Origin of the sequence: Nonomuraea sp. MTCD27 (genome assembly GCF_041950495.1) — a bacterium.
Lineage (GTDB): Bacteria > Actinomycetota > Actinomycetes > Streptosporangiales > Streptosporangiaceae > Nonomuraea.
In genome coordinates, this window is record NZ_JBGNUW010000042.1 from 23963 (window position 1) to 39974 (window position 16012).

Here is a 16012-nt window from a genome sequence, read left to right on the forward strand (position 1 = left end):
CCGGCACCACGCCGCCTCGACGGTGGAGGCGCTGTTCCTGATCACCCTTTCGGACCTCTGCACAGGAGGACATGGCGTGACCGCTGTCCTGCAGGCCCAGCAGCTGGGCAAGAAGTACGGCAAGCGCTGGGCGCTGCGCGAGTGCACCATCGACATCCCGCAAGGCCACGTCGTCGGCCTGGTGGGGCCCAACGGAGCGGGCAAGACCACGCTGCTGAAGCTGGCCGGCGGCCAGCTGGAGCCGACCGCGGGCGGCATCACCGTGCTCGGCGGCCGGCCCGCCGCCGGCCCGGCGCAACTGGCCAGGGTCGGCTTCGTCGCCCAGGACACCCCCGTGTACGCGGGCCTGAGCGTCGCCGAGCACCTGCGGCTGGGCGCGCGGCTCAACCCCCGCTGGGACAGCGTGATGGCGCGCGAACGCATCGCCCGGCTCGGGCTCGATCCCGCGCACCGGGCGGGCAAGCTGTCCGGCGGCCAGCGCGCCCAGCTCGCCCTCACCCTGGGTCTGGCCAAACGGCCCGAGTTACTGATCCTGGACGAGCCGGTCGCCTCGCTCGACCCGCTGGCCCGCCGGGAGTTCCTGCAGCATCTGATGGAGGCCACCGTCGAGCACGAGCTGAGCGTGCTGCTCTCCTCCCACCTGGTCTCCGATCTGGAACGGGTCTGCGACTACCTGATCGTCCTGGTCGACTCCCGCGTGCGGGTGGCCGGGGAGGTCGACCGGCTGCTGGCCACCCATCACCGGCTCACCGGCCCGCGCCGCGATCCCGACCGGCTGCCCGCCGACCAGCACGTCATCTCCGCCCGGCAGGGCACGTATGTGGTCAGGACCGACGGCCCGATCCACGACCCCGCCTGGACGGTCAGCAGGCTCAGCCTGGAGGACCTCGTGCTGGCCTACATGGACAAGCACACCGCCGACAACCGACGGGTCGCCCTGGAGGTGCGGCGATGATCTGGCTGACCTGGCGCCAGTTCCGCGGCTCGGCCGCGATGACGGCCACCGTCCTCGTCGTCCTCACCGCTGTGCTGGCCCTGACCGGCCCGGATCTGGCTTCCCGTTACGCTGCCGGAATCGCCGGCTGCACCCCGGACGACACCTGCGACGACTTCTACGACCGCTTCTTCGACGAGAACCAGATGCCCTTCCTCGCCCTCGCCCTCGTCGTGCTGCTCCTGCCGGCGCTGGTCGGGCTCTTCTGGGGAGCCCCGCTGATCACCCGCGAGCTGGAGGCGGCCACGCACCTGCTGGTGTGGAACCAGAGCGTCACCCGAGGCCGCTGGCTGGCGGTCAAGCTCGGGCTCACCGGCCTGGTCGCCGTGGCCGCCGCCGGGCTGTGCGGCCTGGCGGTGACCTGGTGGTCCGAACCCCTGGACAAGTCAGCCGTTCCGGAAATGGCCCAGATGGCGCCCCTGGTGTTCGGGGCGCGCGGCATCGCCCCCATGGGGTACGCGGCCTTCGCCTTCGTCCTGGGCGTGACCGTGGGCATGCTGGTGCGCCGCACCCTGCCCGCCATGGCCCTCACCCTGGCCGCCTTCGCCGCGATCCAGCTCGCCATGCCGCTGCTGGTCCGGCCCCACCTGATGCCCCCGGTCACGTCGACTTTCGAGCTCGGCCGGACGAATGTGGAGGGGCTCGTGCCGCCGGGTCAGGGAGGCGGCGCCATGCAGGTCTTCCTGAGCACGTCGGCCGTTCCCGGACATGCTGGGGCCTGGGTCCTGTCCAGCGACCTGGTCGATCCGTCCGGACGTACCGTCGCCGGCGGCGCCGGCGCCTCGGGGCCGTCGTCGACGATCGCGCGGTCCGTCCCGGTCTCCACGACGTCGGGCCCCTGCGCACCATCAGGACGACAGGGCACGGACGCGTGCACCGCGGAGATCAACCGGCTCGGCTACCGGCAGCAGGCCACCTACCATCCCCTCGACCGGTTCTGGCCCTTCCAGTGGATCGAGACCGGGATCTACGCCCTGCTCACCCTCGGCCTCACCTGGTTGTCCTTCTGGTGGATCCGCAGGCGCCTGTCATGACCACCCTCATGACCACCGCCAGGATCACCGCCGCCAGGATCGCCGTCAGGATCGCCGCCGCCGGGCTCGCCCTCCTCCTGGCCGCGGCCTGCACGGCCCCGGCGCCACCCCGCAGCCAGGCCAGCCCGGCGGCCGCTACGGTCTGCGCGCCGCCCCAGGGACCCCCCGCAGCCCAGACGGCCACCACGATCGACGTGATCGAACAGGCCTACTTCTGCATCCTCGGCAACCACTACAGCGGCGCCACGCTGGACGCCCGCGCCCTGCTCATCGCCGGATTCGCCGCCCTGACCCAGGAACTCAACCGCCACGGCCACGACCTGCCGGGAGCCACCATGCCGGCACTGACCGGCAACCGCACCACCGACTGGACCGCCTTCGAAACCACCTACCGAAAGATCACCGACCAGGTCCCCCACCTGCACACCAAACTCGCCGTCACCACCCTGGAAGCCATCGTGGCCGCCCTCGGCGACAACCACGCCTCCTGGACCCACCACATCGAACAACCACCCGACCGCTACGACGGCGACGGCTACGGCCTGGGCCTGCACGCCAACCTCACCAGCCGGCAGGCAACCGGCAACCCCGAAGCCGCCCTGCCCCCGCTGTTCATCACCACCGTGCACGGCGGCGCCGCCCAACAGGCCGGACTCCGCCCCGGCGACCTCATCGAATCGATCAACGGATCAGCCCCCTTCATCGACGGCCGGCCCACCCCCGCGATCAACGCCCTCTACCCCCAATACCCGCAAGCGCGCCCCGTCCAGCTGCGGCTGCTGCGGCACAGCACCGGCCGCCGCTGGAGCGTGACCCTCACCCCCGGCCTCTACCAGCAAGACCCGGCCACCCTGCAAACGGTGCAGGCCAAACTGCTGGACAACGACATCGCCTACCTACGGGTGCGCGCATTCGCACCCGACACCGCCGACCGGGTCTTCACCGCGATCACCCGGCTCCGGAAAGGCCGGACGCTCACCGGCGTCGTACTGGACCTGCGCGGCAACAACGGCGGCAGCCCCACCGAGGCGATCCGGCTGCTGAGCGCCTTCACCCACGGCAAGACCACCGCCCACCTGTGCACCGTGGACGACAAATGCGCGACCCTACGCACCGACGACACCGTCGACCTGCTCAACCTGCCACCGGCAGTACTCACCGACCGCGGCTGCGCCTCGGCCTGCGAACACTTCAGCTCCGCCGTCAAAGACCTGCACCTCGGCCCACTCGTCGGCACCAGAACCGCCGGCGTCATCTCCGGCCCCGCCCAGCCGTACCTGCTCGCCAACAACACCCTGCTGAGCCTCCCCACCAGGCACCACCTGGGGCCCAACCGCGAGGTCATCGACCGGATCGGCGTACCACCCGACCACCACCTGCCACCGACCCCGAAGGATGCGGCCGCCGGACACGACCCCGCCCTGACCAAGGCCCTGACCCTGCTGCACCAGTGAAGGGACCTCCCATGAGACACCTCCTGGCAGCCGCCGCCGGACTGGCCGTCCTCGCCGCGTCCGCCTGCTCGGCACCCGCACCACCCCGCTCCGCCGCCACCCCGTCGGCCGCACCCACCGGCCCTGCCACCCTGCCCGCCCCCACCGGCCCCCACCCGGTCGGCAGCACCACCCTGTACCTGAAGGACACCTCCCGCCCCGACCCCTGGAACCTCGACGCCGACGCCAGAGAACTCAAGGTCACCCTGTGGTACCCGACCCAGCAGCGGAACGGGCAGCGGGCGCCGTACATGACACCCAAGGAATCGGAGCTCCTCCTGAAAGGCAGCAGAATTGCGACCGCGCCGTACGACACCCTGAGCAAGACCCGCACGAACGCCGTCGAAGGCGCCGAACCCGCTGGGGAGAAGCTGCCGCTGGTGGTGCTCTCCCCCGGCTTCACCAAACCGGTGAGCACGCTCACGTCCCTGGCCGAGGACCTGGCCAGCCGCGGATACGTCGTGGCCGGCATCGACCACACCTACGAGAGCTACGCCACCACCTTCCCCGACGGGCGGATCGCCGAATGCCTCGCCTGCGACAGCAACTCCGACCCGGGCTTCGGCGCGGGGCTGGTTCAGGGCCGGGCCACCGACGTCTCCTTCGTGCTCGACCAGTTGCCATCGAAGTGGGACGGCACCGACCGGATCGACCGCGCCCGCATCGCGATGGTCGGCCAGTCGATCGGCGGGGCCAGCGCCATGGCAACCATGGTGAACGACTCCCGGGTACGCGCCGGGATCGACATGGACGGCACCACCTACGCCCGGATCCCCAAAAACGGGCTCTCCCGGCCGTTCATGTTCCTGGGCTCGGCCCGGCACGTCCCCGGAGGCCCCGCCCCCACCTGGGACCGCGACTGGAAACTGCTCACCGGATGGAAGCGCTGGATCGTACTGACCGGCGCGGAACACCAGTCCTTCACCGACACCCCACTGCTGGCGGACGCCCTCGGCATCAAGTCCCTCCCCGGCGTCCTGCCCGCGGCGCGCGCCGCCGAACTCACCCGCACCTACGTGGCCGCCTTCCTCGACCAGCACCTCAAGGCGCGACGGCAACCCCTCCTGGACAAGCCCTCCGCGCACTACCCCGAGGCCAAGTTCTGCCCCGCGAGCTGCGCTCCCGCCTGAGGCACGGGCGCCGTCTTCTGCTGATCCAACGTGACCAGGGCCTGGTGGGGCTCGGCGTACTCATGGTGGTCAGCGGCGTTGCGCTCGGCTTCCCGGTGCCTGGACGAGCTTCCGGGCACGGCGCCGGGCGGTGCGGGCCGGGAAGGCCTGTCCGCGGTGTGGTGCGCGGACAGGCCGGGAGTGCTTCAGACGAGCGGGCCGAGCTTTCGCTCCATGACGCATCGGTTCGGGAACTCCGCCCGGTACGACACCGGCATGTCGTACCAGTATCCGGCCACCTCCACCCGCACCGGATCGATGTTGAGCGGGCAGGGCCCGGGATCGGCGTCGAGCGCGTGTATGTGGCCGTCCACGTCACGAAGGACGGCGCAGGCCGCCTCCGGGCGTGGGTGGAGGCCGCCGTCCGGGTCACAGGTCAGACGCATCGAGTAAGCCCCGTCCGCGATGGGCGTGACGGTGATGAAGAGCTCGGCTCCCGTGGCGGCGCCGGCGGGGAGCGCCGCGAACGGCATCGCGAGGGCCGCGGCCGCGCACAGTCCGAGCGCGGCCAGCCTGCGGGCGGCGGTCAGCATGAGCGTCATGGGGATCCTCCCTGGTCGACGGTCGTCCCGGGCCTGGGACGACGCACCCCACCATGACTACAGTCGGCGATCCTCATGTGACTACTGGTGATGCGACCAGCTCGAGGTGCTCGTGTGGCTACAGACAGCTGTCTGCGCAGGTCATGGACCTGGAACGGTCGCCGGGTCTGTCGTGCCGGGGCCGAGGGGCGTGCGTAAATGGGGGGATGAGCAGTCAGGATGAGGCGGCGGCCGTGGCCGGTGTGGTGATCAGGGAGTTGCGCGAGATCGGCGAGTTCGAGCAGGTCTACCGGCTCTTCGACGAGATCTGGCATCCGCGGCCGACCAATGTGCCGGTGACGCTGGAACTGATGGTCGGGTTCGCGCGCACGGGCAACTACGTCGCGGGGGCGTTCTCCGGGGAGACGATGGTGGGGGCGTCCGTCGGGTTTCTGGCCAGGGGGCGGGCGTTGCACTCGCACGTGACCGGGGCCGTCGTCGGGCAGGGGGTCGGGTACGCGCTGAAGCTCCACCAGCGGGACTGGTGCCTGGAGCGGGGGCTGGAGAAGATCACCTGGACCTTCGATCCGCTCGTACGGCGTAATGCCCGGTTCAACCTGGTCAAGCTGGGCGCCCGGCCGGAGGCGTACCTGACGGATTTCTACGGCGTCATGGCGGATGCGATCAACGAGGGGGACGCGTCCGATCGGTTGCTGGCGGTGTGGCACATAGGGGAGGGACGTGGGGAGGGTTGCCCCGAGGTGAGTGGGGCGCGGCCCGTGCTGGAGGAAGGGGCGGACGGCGGGCCGGTGCTCGTCGGTGGGGCCGCTCCGGGCGGCGCGGTGAACGGGCAGCCGGGGGCGCGGGTCCTGGTGGGGACGCCGCGGGATGTCGAGAGGCTGCGGCGGGCGGATCCGGGGGCGGCGAAAGCGTGGCGGGCGGCCGTCCGGGAGGTGCTCGGCGGGGCGATGGAGGCCGGTGGGCAGGTGGTCGGATTCACCGATCGCGGAGAATACGTGGTGTCGATCAACTAGCTATTCCACTAGCGTTTCGGGTCTCTGTAATGTGACGGATAGGTAAGTCGAACAAGGGAGATCCGCATGGCGGAGTTCACCCCCACCGTTCCTTCGCGCGTCCTACCCCCCGTCGCTGTCCGCGACCTTCCCGAACCGCCCCGATCGACCTGGCGCATCATCGGCCCCGGCCTTGTCGGTGCCGGTGTGGGGCTGGCGTCGGGCGAGTTCATCCTCTGGCCGTACATCGCCTCGCAGGTCGGCCTCATCTTCATCTGGGGCGCCGCGATCGGCATCATCACCCAGTGGTTCCTGAACATGGAGATCGAGCGCTACACGCTGGCCACCGGCGAGACGGCGCTCACCGGGTTCAGCCGGATGTGGAAGCACTGGGGCCTGGTCTTCGTGCTGATGACGCTGGCCTCCAACCTCTGGCCGGGCTGGGTGACCACGTCCGCGACCATGGTCACGTACCTGACGGGCACCGGCCAGGGCTCCGTGCGGTGGATCGCGATCGCGATGCTGATCATGATCGCCCTCGGGCTGACGCTGGCGCCCGTGATCTACACCATGCTGGAAAAGGTGATCTTCGTGAAGATCGCCCTGGTGGCGACGCTGGCCGTGGTCGCGGTCCTGGTCGCCATCAGCGCCGAGAGCTGGCTGGAGCTGGGCAAGGGCCTGACCGTCGGTGCCCGGTTCCCGGTGCCGCCGCTGGACTTCGCGGTGCTGATGGGCGCCATCGCGTACGCCGGCGCGGGCGGTGGCCAGAACCTCTGCCAGAGCAACTGGATCCGCGACAAGGGCTTCGGCATGGGCCTGTACGTGCCGCGCCTGGTCAGCCCGGTCACCGGCCACGAGGAGGCGGTGTCCTCGACCGGCTTCCAGTTCGCGCCGACGAAGGAGAACCTGGCGCGCTGGAAGCAGTGGTGGCGCTTCGCGAACGTCGAGCAGGCGTGGACGTTCGCCATGGTGTCGTTCGTGACGATCGCGCTCATGTCGATGCTGGCCTACTCCACGGTCTTCGGCCGGTCGGGGCTGGAGAACAGCATCGCCTTCCTCGAGGTCGAGGGCCAGGTGCTGCAGGAGACGGTCGGCACGTGGTTCGGGCTGCTGTTCTGGGTGATCGGGGCGCTGGCCCTGTTCGCCTCGGCCATGGGCATCGTCGACTACACCTCGCGGCTGGCCTCCGACACGATCAAGACGGTCTACCTGCGCGACAAGTCCGTCTCCGTCAACCGGGTCTACTTCTTCGTGGTCTGGGCGATGGCGCTGATCGGCACCGGGATCCTGCTGGCGGGCCTCGACCAGCCGCTCATCCTGCTGGTGTTCTCGGCGTGCTTCGCGGCCGTGATGATGTTCGTCTACTCGATCCTGCTGATCATCCTCAACCGGCGGGCGCTGCCCGAGGCCATCAAGGTCCGCTCCTACCGGCTGGGGGCGCTGATCTGGTCGGTGGCGTTCTTCGGCACGCTGACCGTGATCGTGCTCATTCAGCAGGCGCAGAGGCTGTTCGGCGGATGATGTACAGATGATCAACGGCGCTCATCTGATCATCTACAGCCGGGACGCGGACGCCGACCGGGCGTTCATCCGCGACGTTCTCGGCTACCCGCACGTCGACGCGGGAGGTGGCTGGCTGATCTTCAAGCTGCCTCCCGCCGAGATGGCCGTCCATCCCACGGACGGCGCCGACATCCACGAGCTCTACCTCATGTGCGACGACCTGGACCAGACGATGGCCGAGCTGGGGGCCAGGGGCGTCGAGTTCGCCGCGCCGGCCGGCGAGGTGAGCTGGGGTCGGGTCACGGCGATCAACCTGCCGGGCGGCGGGCGGCTCTGCCTGTACGAACCGCGCCACGAGACGGCGTACGACCTGGAGTGACTTGACCTCAATCGAACTTGAGGTACCAGACTCGGCGCCATGAACGTGGTCGAGGTAACGAAGTTCGGCGGCCCCGAGGTGCTCGTGGCCGGTCAGGCACCGGACCCCGTCGCGGGGCCGGGCCAACTGGTGATCGGCGTGTCGGTGGCGGACGTCATGTCCATCGACGCGCAGTTGCGCGGCGGGTGGGGGCGCGAGTGGTTCCCCGCCGAGCCGCCCTTCGTGCCGGGCACCGGGGTGGCCGGGCACGTGTTGTCCGTGGGCGACGGGGTGGACGCCGGGTGGCTGGGCCGGCGGGTCGCCGCGCAGGTCCCCGGTGGCGGCGGGTACGCCGAGCGGGTGGTGGCGAGTGCCGAGACGGTCGTCGGGGTGCCCGATGGTGTGCCGTTGTGGCGGGCGGCGGCGCTGATCCAGGTGGGGCCCGCCGCGCTGAGCCTGGTGGAGGGGGCCGGTCTGGAGCCCGGGGCGAGAGTGCTGGTCACCGGGGCCGGTGGGGCGCTGGGGCTGGCGATCGTCCGGCTGGCGGCCGCGGCCGGTGCCCGCGTGACGGCCGCGGCGCACGGCCCGGCCAAGCGCGCGGCGGCCCTGGAGGCGGGGGCGGCGGAGGCCGCCGACTACCCGGATGTGACCACGAGGGCCGGGGAGGCCGCGGCTCCTGAGCCAGGATCGGCGCGGTTCGACGTGGTGTTCGACGGGGTCGGGGGTGCGGTCGGCGGGGCCGCGTTCGAGCTGCTCGGGCGCGGCGGGCGGTTCTTCGCCCACGGCGTCCCCAGCGGCTCGACCGCCCTGGTCGACCCGGCGGTGGCCGAGCGGCGCGGGGTGCGGCTGATCGGCATGGAGCAGGTGCAGTTCGCTCCCGCCGAGTTCCGGCGGCTGGCCGAGCTGACCCTGCGGGAGGTCGCGGCCGGCAGGCTGACCGCCGCCGTCGGCCTGGCCGTGCCCCTGGAGCGCGCGAGCGAGGCGCACGCCGCGCTGGAGGCCCGGGAGCTGGTCGGCAAGGCTCTCCTGCTGGTCACCGGCCAGGCCGTCCGCTACCGCAGGCACGGTGGTCCCGAGGTGCTGGAGCTGGACGAGGTCCCGCTCCCCCAGCCGGGCCCCGGCCAGGTACGGGTGGCGGTCAGGGCGGCGGGCGTGAACCCCATCGACCGGAAGCTGCGCACGGGCTTCCTCAGCTCGCCGATCGAGGGCCCCCAGGGCACGGGCATCGAGCTGGCCGGGACGATCGACGCGCTCGGCCCCGGGGTGACCGGGTGGCGGCTGGGCGACCCCGTGTTCGGCCAGGTGGCGCAGGGGGCGGCCGCCACGCATGCCCTCGCCGAGGCGGACGCGCTGGTGCCCAAGCCGGACGACCTCACGTACGAGGAGGCCGCCGCGCTGCCCGTCGCCGTCGAGACGGCGGCCCGCACGCTGCGCGAGCTCGGCCTCCGGGAGGGGCAGACGCTGCTGATCCACGCCGTCGCGGGCGGCGTGGGCCTGGCCGCCGCGCAGCTGGCCCGCGCGCTCGGCGTCAGGGTGGTCGGCACGGCCGGCGAGCGCCACCACGCCTTCCTGCGCGGGCTCGGCGTGCACCCCGTCACCTATGGCGAGGGGTTGAAGGAGCGCCTGCCGGAGACCGTGGACGGGGTGCTGGACGCCTCAGGGAGGGGCGAGCTTGAGCTGTCGGTCGAGCTCACCGGCGACCCGGAGAAGGTGGTCACGATCGCGGACCCGGCCGGGGCGGGCCGGCTCGGGGCACGGTTCTCGACCGGCAGGGGCGTCGGGGCCGTCGCCGCGGCGCAAGCGCTGCGCGATCCGGTGGCGGCCGCCCTGGGCGAACCGGCGGCGGGGAACGGGCGAACGGCCGCGGGTGTGCGGGTGCCGGTCGCCGAGGTGTTCCCCCTGGAGCGTACGGCCGACGCTCATCGCCGCAGCGAGGACGGCCACTTCCTGGGCAAGCTGATCATCATTACGGAAGCGTCCTTGCCGCATTAGCGGGCACACTGGTGCGCATGCTGGAAACCTCGGCTCGCCTGCTGAAGCTCCTGTCTCTCCTCCAAGCGCACCGGGACTGGTCGGGACCCAAGCTCTCCGCCCGGCTCGGCGTCTCGACCAGGACGATCCGCAACGACGTCGAGCGCCTGCGCTCGCTCGGCTACCCGGTGCACGCCACACCGGGCGTGGCGGGCGGCTACCGGCTGGGCGCGGGGGCCGCGCTGCCGCCCTTGCTGCTCGACGACGAGGAGGCCGTGGCGGTCGCGGTCGGGCTCGGCCGCGCGGCCGGGGGCGGCGTCGAGGGCATCGAGGAGACCTCGGTACGGGCGCTGGCCAAGCTGGAGCAGGTGCTCCCCTCCCGGCTGCGGCGGCGGGTGAACGCGCTCAACACGTACACGGTCCAGATCCCCGGCAACGCGCCCGCCGTCGCGCCGGACGTGCTGACCACGATCGCGAACGCCGCCCGCGACCACGAGCGCCTGCGCTTCGACTACACCGGCCACGAGGGCGGGTCCACCGTACGGAACGTCGAGCCGCACCGCCTGGTGCACCGGCACGGGCGCTGGTACCTGGTCGGCTACGACGTCGACCGGCAGGACTGGCGCACGTTCCGGGTCGACCGGGTCAGCCCGCGCACGCCGTCCGGCCCCCGGTTCACCCCGCGCGAGCTGCCGGGGGACGGCGACGTGGCGGCGTACGTGGAGCAGGGCGTCAACACGGCGATGTGGCGCCACCGGGCCACGGTGCTGCTGCACGCCCCGGCCGAGCGGGTCCGGGCGCTGCCGCTGGGCCTGGAGATCGAGCCGGTGGACGAGGCCACGTGCCTGCTCAGGCTGGGCGGCGACGACCTGAGCGGGATGGCGGTGTGGATCGGCTTCATCGGCGTGGACTTCGAGGTGCTCGACCCGCCGGAGCTGGCCGAGCACGTGCTGCGGCTGTCAGAGCGCTACCGGCGGGCGGTCAGCGGCCGGTAAGGCCCCGGTCAGCGCGCCCGGACAGGCTCGGGGACATGAAGAACATGACGCACGTGGCGGGGAGCAAGGACGACTTCCAGCTCGTCACCCACCTGACGCTCACCGGCAGCCAGGTCGAGATCGGCCGGACGCTCACCGAGGAGGCCCGCCGGCTGGGCTGGGCGCCCGCACCGGTCGACCCGATCGTGAACCGGGCCCGGCGCACCTGGTTCGAGCGGCACTGGCCGCAGCACCACGCCCGCATGGACGGCGCCGCGGCGGCCCTCGGACTCGACCCGGACCAGGACGAGCTGGCCCTCGACAGCCTGAGCTTCATCCCCGAGGGCTCCGGTTGCTCGGCGATGTGGGTCCCGCCGTCGGCCGCCACCGACGGCCACGGTCGGGTGGGCCGCAACTACGACTTCTTCCCGACGACCGCGAGCGAGATCATGGGCGGCACGCCCCGGCCCGGCGAGCTGCCCATGTCGTCCCGGCCGTACGTGATCACGACGATCCCCGACGAGGGGCTGTCCTCGACGGTGATCACGATGAACGACCTCGACGGCTGCATGGACGGCATCAACTCGGCGGGCCTGGCGGTCATGCTGCTGATCGCCGACTTCGAGACCGCGGCACCGCCGGAGGGCCCGATAGCGCCGCAGGTGGGCCTGGCCAGCGTGCAGTTGCCCAGGTTCGTCATCGACACCTGCGCGAACGCCGACCAGGCCAAGCAGGCGCTGCTGGGCGCCAAGCACTACGACTACGGCACGCCCCTGCACTACCTGATCGCCGACGCGCACGGGCAGGCGTTCGTGTGGGAGCGGGGCAGGGACGGCAGCGAGCACATCATCGAGTTCGGCGACGGCCCGCTCTGCGTCACCAACCACCTGCTGCACCGCCACCCCGACCCGATGGACCTGCCCCGGGACAGCGAGTCGAGCTTCGAGTCCTTCGCCCGGCTGCGCTCGCTGTACGAGCGCAGCAAGGGCGCCACCCTGTCACCGCGGGAGCTGCGCGACAGCCTGCGGGCGGTTCGGCCGGCCGAGGATCCGGCCGTGCCGTTCCGCACGCTGTGGACCACGGTCTTCGACACCGCCGACCGCACCCTGTCCACCCGCTTCTACCTGGGCGACGGTGACCGTTACAGCGAGGAGCTGGTGTTCCCGGCCTCCGCCAGGTAGTCCTCGCGCACCTTCGAGCGCGACAGCTTGCCCGTGGGGGTACGGGGCAGCACCGCGCGATATTCGATCACCTTGGGCTGCTTGAACCGGGCGATGCGCGGCCCGCAGTGCTCCAGCAGCTCGGCGGTCAGCTCGGGGCCGGGCGGGTACCCCTCGGCGGGCTGCACGAGGGCGACCACGTTGTGGCCCCATTCCTCGTCGGGCACCCCGATGACGGCCACGTCGGCCACCGCGGGATGTTCGAGCAGCGCGGCCTCGATCTCGGCGGGGTAGATGTTCACCCCGCCGGAGACGATCAGGTCGGTACGCCGGTCGCACAGGAACAGGAAGCCGTCGGCGTCCAGGAAGCCGATGTCGCCGGGCGTGTACCACTCCCCCAGCATGCTGGCGGCCGTCTTGGCCGGGTCCTTGCGGTACTCGAACGAGCCCATGCCCGACTTGACGTAGATCATGCCGGGCTCGCCCGGGGGCAGCTCCATGCCGTTCTCGTCGCAGATCTTGGCCTCGAACGTGGGCGCGGGCCGGCCGACGGTGCCCGGCTTGGCCAGCCAGTCGTGCGGCTTGACGGAGAAGGCGATCGTGGACTCGGTGGAGCCGTAGTACTCGTACAGCACCGGACCCCACCAGTCCATGATCTGCTGCTTGACCGCGACCGGGCAGGCGGCGGCGGTGTGGATGACCTGGCGCAGGCTGGACACGTCGTACTTGCCCCGGACCTCCTCCGGCAGCTGCAACATCCGGTGGAACATGGTCGGCACCATCATCGCGTTGGACACCCGGTAGCGCTCGATGAGCTCCAGGATGTTCAGCGGCTCGAACTTGGGCGTGATGACCACCGTGTGCCCCAGGTGCAGGGCGAACTGGGCGTGGGCGCACGGCGCCGAGTGGTACATCGGCGAGGTCACCAGGTGCACCTCGTCGCCCGCCTTGAGGTCCACGACCTCCCCGAAGAACCACGTGTAGAGCGGCACGAGCGCCTCGGGCTCGGCGCCGGCCAGCGGGCGCTGCACGCCCTTGGGGAAGCCGGTGGTGCCGGAGGTGTACCACATGACGGCCCCGGAGGTACGGTCGCCGGGCGCGCCGGAGGGCTGACCCGCCGCCAGGCCGTCGGTCCCGATCTCCCCTCCTGGCACGGCGTGATCGGGGCCGGTGACGACGACCTTGGCGTCGCAGTCGCCCAGGATGTACGCCACCTCGGAGGCGGTCAGATGCCAGTTGATCGGCACGTAGTAGAGCCCGATCTGGCCGGTCGCCATGACCATGACCAGGGCGTCGATCCCGTTGGGCAGCACGCCGGCCACGACGTCACCGGTGCCGAGCCCGCGGGCCCGCAGGCCGTGCGACACCTGGTTGACCCGGGCGAGGAGGTCGCCGTACGACGTCTCGGTGCCGTCGGTGTCGATCACGGCGAGGCGGCCGGGATCGGCGGCGGCGATGGCGTAGAAACCCGGTAGCTCGCTGATGTCCATTCAGAGCTCCAGCAGTTGTGCGAGTCGGGCACGGTGGATCCGGGGCGGGCCCAGCAGCACTTCGTCCGCCTTGGCCCTCTTGTAGAACAGATGCGCGTCGTGCTCCCAGGTGTAGCCGATCCCGCCGTACAGCAACAAGTGGTCGCGGGCCACCTCGAAGCAGGCGCGGCCGACGTACACCTGGGCGAGCGCGGCGGCCTCGGGCAGCTCGTCAGGGGACTCGTCGGCGGCCCAGGCGGCGTACCGGACGATGGACTCGGCCTGTTCGAGCTTGCAGTGCATGTCGGCGAGCTTGTGCTTGACGCCCTGGTAGGAGCCGATGTAGCGGCCGAAGGCCACCCGGATCTTGGCGTAGGCCACGATGGCGTCCAGCGCCGCCCGCATCACCCCGAGCTGCTCGGCCGCCAGCGCCACGCAGAGCCGGTCGAAGACGCCGGTCTCCGGCGCCGCCCCCAGCACCCGCGCGGGAGCGCCCTCCAGCACCACCGTCGCCTGGCCGCGGGTGAGGTCGAGCGTCTCCAGCGCGGTCCTGGTGACGCCCGGCCCGGCCAGCTCGACCGCTACCATGAGCAGGCCGTCGGCGCCGCGCGCGGGCACGACCAGCACGTCGGCGTCCATGCCGGAGAACACCTGGGCCAGCGTGCCGCTGGCGGCCGTGCCGTCGAGGGAGACCTCGGTGCCGTCGATCGTGGCCGCCACGCGGCCCTCGGCGATGCCGGTGCACAGCTCCTTGTCGGGCACGAGCGACAGCGCGAGCGCGGTGAACGCGGTGGCCAGGAAGGGGCCGGGCAGCAGGGCGGCGCCCGTCTCCTCCAGCGCGACCGCCAGCTCGGTCATCCCGGCGCCGGCGCCGCCGTACTCCTCGGGGATGACCAGCCCCGACAGGCCGAGCTCGCCGTTGAGGCGGGAGTACACCTGCGGGTCGTAGCCCTCGCGGGCCTTGCGCAGGGGCGAGGCGGTGCGCAGGAAGGCGCGTACGGTCTCGCGCAGCTCCTGCTGTTCCTGGCTGAGTACGAGCTTCACGCCTGCGTCCCCACCTTCAGGTCCTTGAACGGCACGGTCTTGTCCACCCGCGGCTCCGGCGGCAGTCCGAGCACGCGGTCGCCGACGATGTTGCGCATGATCTCGTTGGTGCCGCCGCCCAGCGCCATGCCGGGGGCCATGGAGATCGCGCGGGCGAGGGGGTGGCCGGCCAGCGCGGCCTCCGGCCCGACGAGCTGGGTGGCCAGGTCCGCCTGGAGCAGGGTCAGCTCGGCCAGCAGCAGCTTGGCGGCGCTGCCCCGCGCGCCGGGGAAGATCCCGGCCCTGGTCTCCTGGGCCAGCCGCTGGTTGAACAGGGCCAGTGCGCGGCTGCGGATGTGCAGCTCGACGAGCTGGTCGCGGACCAGCGGGTCCGCGGTGTCGACGGCCCGGCGCAGCGCCTCCAGCGAGGTGGGGTTGTCCTTCTGCCCGCCCATGCCGACGCCCGCCGAGATCGACAGCCGCTCGTGCAGCAGCGTCGTGACGGCCACGCTCCAGCCGTCGTTGACCTCGCCCACGCGGTGCTCGTCGGGGATGGTGACGTTGTCGAAGAAGATCTCGTTGAAGTTGGCCCTGCCGGACATGTCCTTCAGCGGGCGGACCGTCACGCCGGGGTGGTGCATGTCCACCACGAACATGGTCAGGCCCTTGTGCTTGGGCACCTCCACGTCGGTGCGGGCGAGCAGCAGGCCCCAGTCGGCGTGGTGCGCGACCGAGGTCCACACCTTCTGGCCGTTGACGATCCAGTGGTCGCCGTCGCGTTCGGCCCTGGTCTGGAGGCTGGCCACGTCGCTGCCGGCCCCGGGCTCGGAGAAGAGCTGGCACCAGATCTCCTCGCCACGCAGCAGCGGCCGGACGAACCGCTCCCGCTGCGCGTCGGTGCCCCGGTCGACGATCGTGGGCCCCGTCATGCCGAGGCCGATCGAGAACACGTAGGTGGGCAGGGTGTAGCCGGCGGCCGCCTCGGCGAAGGCGCGCTCCTCCGCCTGGGTCAGCCCCTGGCCGCCCCACCGTTCCGGCCAGGTGATGCCGGAGTAACCGGCATCGTAGAGCTTGGCCATGAAGTCCTTGGCGTGCGCGATCCCGTCCGTCTCCGGATAGTCGTCGGATGGAACGTTCTCCTGCAGCCAGGCCCCGGCCGCACGCCGGTAATCAGCAAGATTCACATCGACTCCTCGGCATCAGTGACCACTTACTCTAGTCAGGCCACCGCGGCCCGCATAGAGCATTGCTCTGGAGGTCTTTAACGTGGTTTGTCATGGAATCTCCGCAAATTCGAGCCGGATGCACCTAGTGTGATCACCTGATCACC

14 protein-coding genes are annotated in these 16012 nt (G+C 71.4%); 10 read left to right on the forward strand and 4 right to left on the reverse strand.

The features are described 5' to 3' along the window. The first annotated feature begins 76 nt into the window (after positions 1-76). From ACBJ59_RS59865 to ACBJ59_RS59880, 4 genes are read left to right on the forward strand one after another with little or no spacing between them, the layout of a single operon-like run. Positions 77-955, forward strand: a complete 879-nt coding sequence (locus ACBJ59_RS59865; protein WP_375118857.1) for an ABC transporter ATP-binding protein — start codon at positions 77-79, stop codon at positions 953-955. After that, entirely contained in the window at positions 952-2028 is a 1077-nt protein-coding gene (locus tag ACBJ59_RS59870) for an ABC transporter permease (protein ID WP_375118858.1), read from the forward strand. Before ACBJ59_RS59865 ends, ACBJ59_RS59870 begins: the two co-directional genes overlap by 4 nt. Then, on the forward strand, positions 2025-3482 hold the full coding sequence (locus tag ACBJ59_RS59875) for a S41 family peptidase (protein WP_375118859.1): 1458 nt from the start codon (positions 2025-2027) through the stop codon (positions 3480-3482). Before ACBJ59_RS59870 ends, ACBJ59_RS59875 begins: the two co-directional genes overlap by 4 nt. 11 nt (positions 3483-3493) lie before the next feature. Then, entirely contained in the window at positions 3494-4651 is a 1158-nt protein-coding gene (locus tag ACBJ59_RS59880) for an alpha/beta hydrolase family protein (protein ID WP_375118860.1), read from the forward strand. Positions 4652-4836: 185 nt separating this feature from the next. Here ACBJ59_RS59880 and ACBJ59_RS59885 read toward each other — a convergent pair whose 3' ends face one another. Further along, entirely contained in the window at positions 4837-5232 is a 396-nt protein-coding gene (locus ACBJ59_RS59885) for an SSI family serine proteinase inhibitor (protein WP_375118861.1), read from the reverse strand. A 206-nt stretch (positions 5233-5438) separates the two neighbouring features. Between ACBJ59_RS59885 and ACBJ59_RS59890 the strand changes: the two genes are divergently transcribed. From ACBJ59_RS59890 to ACBJ59_RS59915, 6 genes are all read left to right on the forward strand, one after another. Next, on the forward strand, positions 5439-6245 hold the full coding sequence (locus tag ACBJ59_RS59890) for a GNAT family N-acetyltransferase (protein WP_375118862.1): 807 nt from the start codon (positions 5439-5441) through the stop codon (positions 6243-6245). A gap of 66 nt (positions 6246-6311) precedes the next feature. After that, positions 6312-7745, forward strand: coding sequence for an Nramp family divalent metal transporter (locus ACBJ59_RS59895; RefSeq protein WP_375118863.1), 1434 nt, complete (start codon positions 6312-6314; stop codon positions 7743-7745). A 7-nt stretch (positions 7746-7752) separates the two neighbouring features. Further along, positions 7753-8106 carry a VOC family protein gene (locus ACBJ59_RS59900; RefSeq protein ID WP_375118864.1) on the forward strand — a complete coding sequence of 118 codons (354 nt, stop codon included), beginning with the start codon at positions 7753-7755 and terminating at the stop codon, positions 8104-8106. Positions 8107-8145: 39 nt separating this feature from the next. Further along, on the forward strand, positions 8146-10077 hold the full coding sequence (locus tag ACBJ59_RS59905) for a zinc-binding dehydrogenase (RefSeq protein ID WP_375118865.1): 1932 nt from the start codon (positions 8146-8148) through the stop codon (positions 10075-10077). Between the two features lie 17 nt (positions 10078-10094). Then, positions 10095-11051, forward strand: a complete 957-nt coding sequence (locus tag ACBJ59_RS59910) for a helix-turn-helix transcriptional regulator (protein ID WP_375118866.1) — start codon at positions 10095-10097, stop codon at positions 11049-11051. 35 nt (positions 11052-11086) lie between these two features. Beyond that, positions 11087-12211 (forward strand): C45 family autoproteolytic acyltransferase/hydolase, encoded by a 1125-nt coding sequence (locus tag ACBJ59_RS59915; protein WP_375118867.1) that lies wholly within the window; start codon positions 11087-11089, stop codon positions 12209-12211. Here ACBJ59_RS59915 and ACBJ59_RS59920 read toward each other — a convergent pair. From ACBJ59_RS59920 to ACBJ59_RS59930, 3 genes are read right to left on the reverse strand one after another with little or no spacing between them, the layout of a single operon-like run. After that, positions 12172-13680, reverse strand: a complete 1509-nt coding sequence (locus ACBJ59_RS59920; RefSeq protein ID WP_375118868.1) for an AMP-binding protein — start codon at positions 13678-13680, stop codon at positions 12172-12174. The genes ACBJ59_RS59915 and ACBJ59_RS59920 overlap by 40 nt on opposite strands. After that, positions 13681-14703 carry an acyl-CoA dehydrogenase family protein gene (locus ACBJ59_RS59925; protein WP_375118869.1) on the reverse strand — a complete coding sequence of 341 codons (1023 nt, stop codon included), beginning with the start codon at positions 14701-14703 and terminating at the stop codon, positions 13681-13683. Then, positions 14700-15866 carry an acyl-CoA dehydrogenase family protein gene (locus ACBJ59_RS59930; protein WP_375118870.1) on the reverse strand — a complete coding sequence of 389 codons (1167 nt, stop codon included), beginning with the start codon at positions 15864-15866 and terminating at the stop codon, positions 14700-14702. Before ACBJ59_RS59930 ends, ACBJ59_RS59925 begins: the two co-directional genes overlap by 4 nt. Positions 15867-16012: the final 146 nt, after the last annotated feature.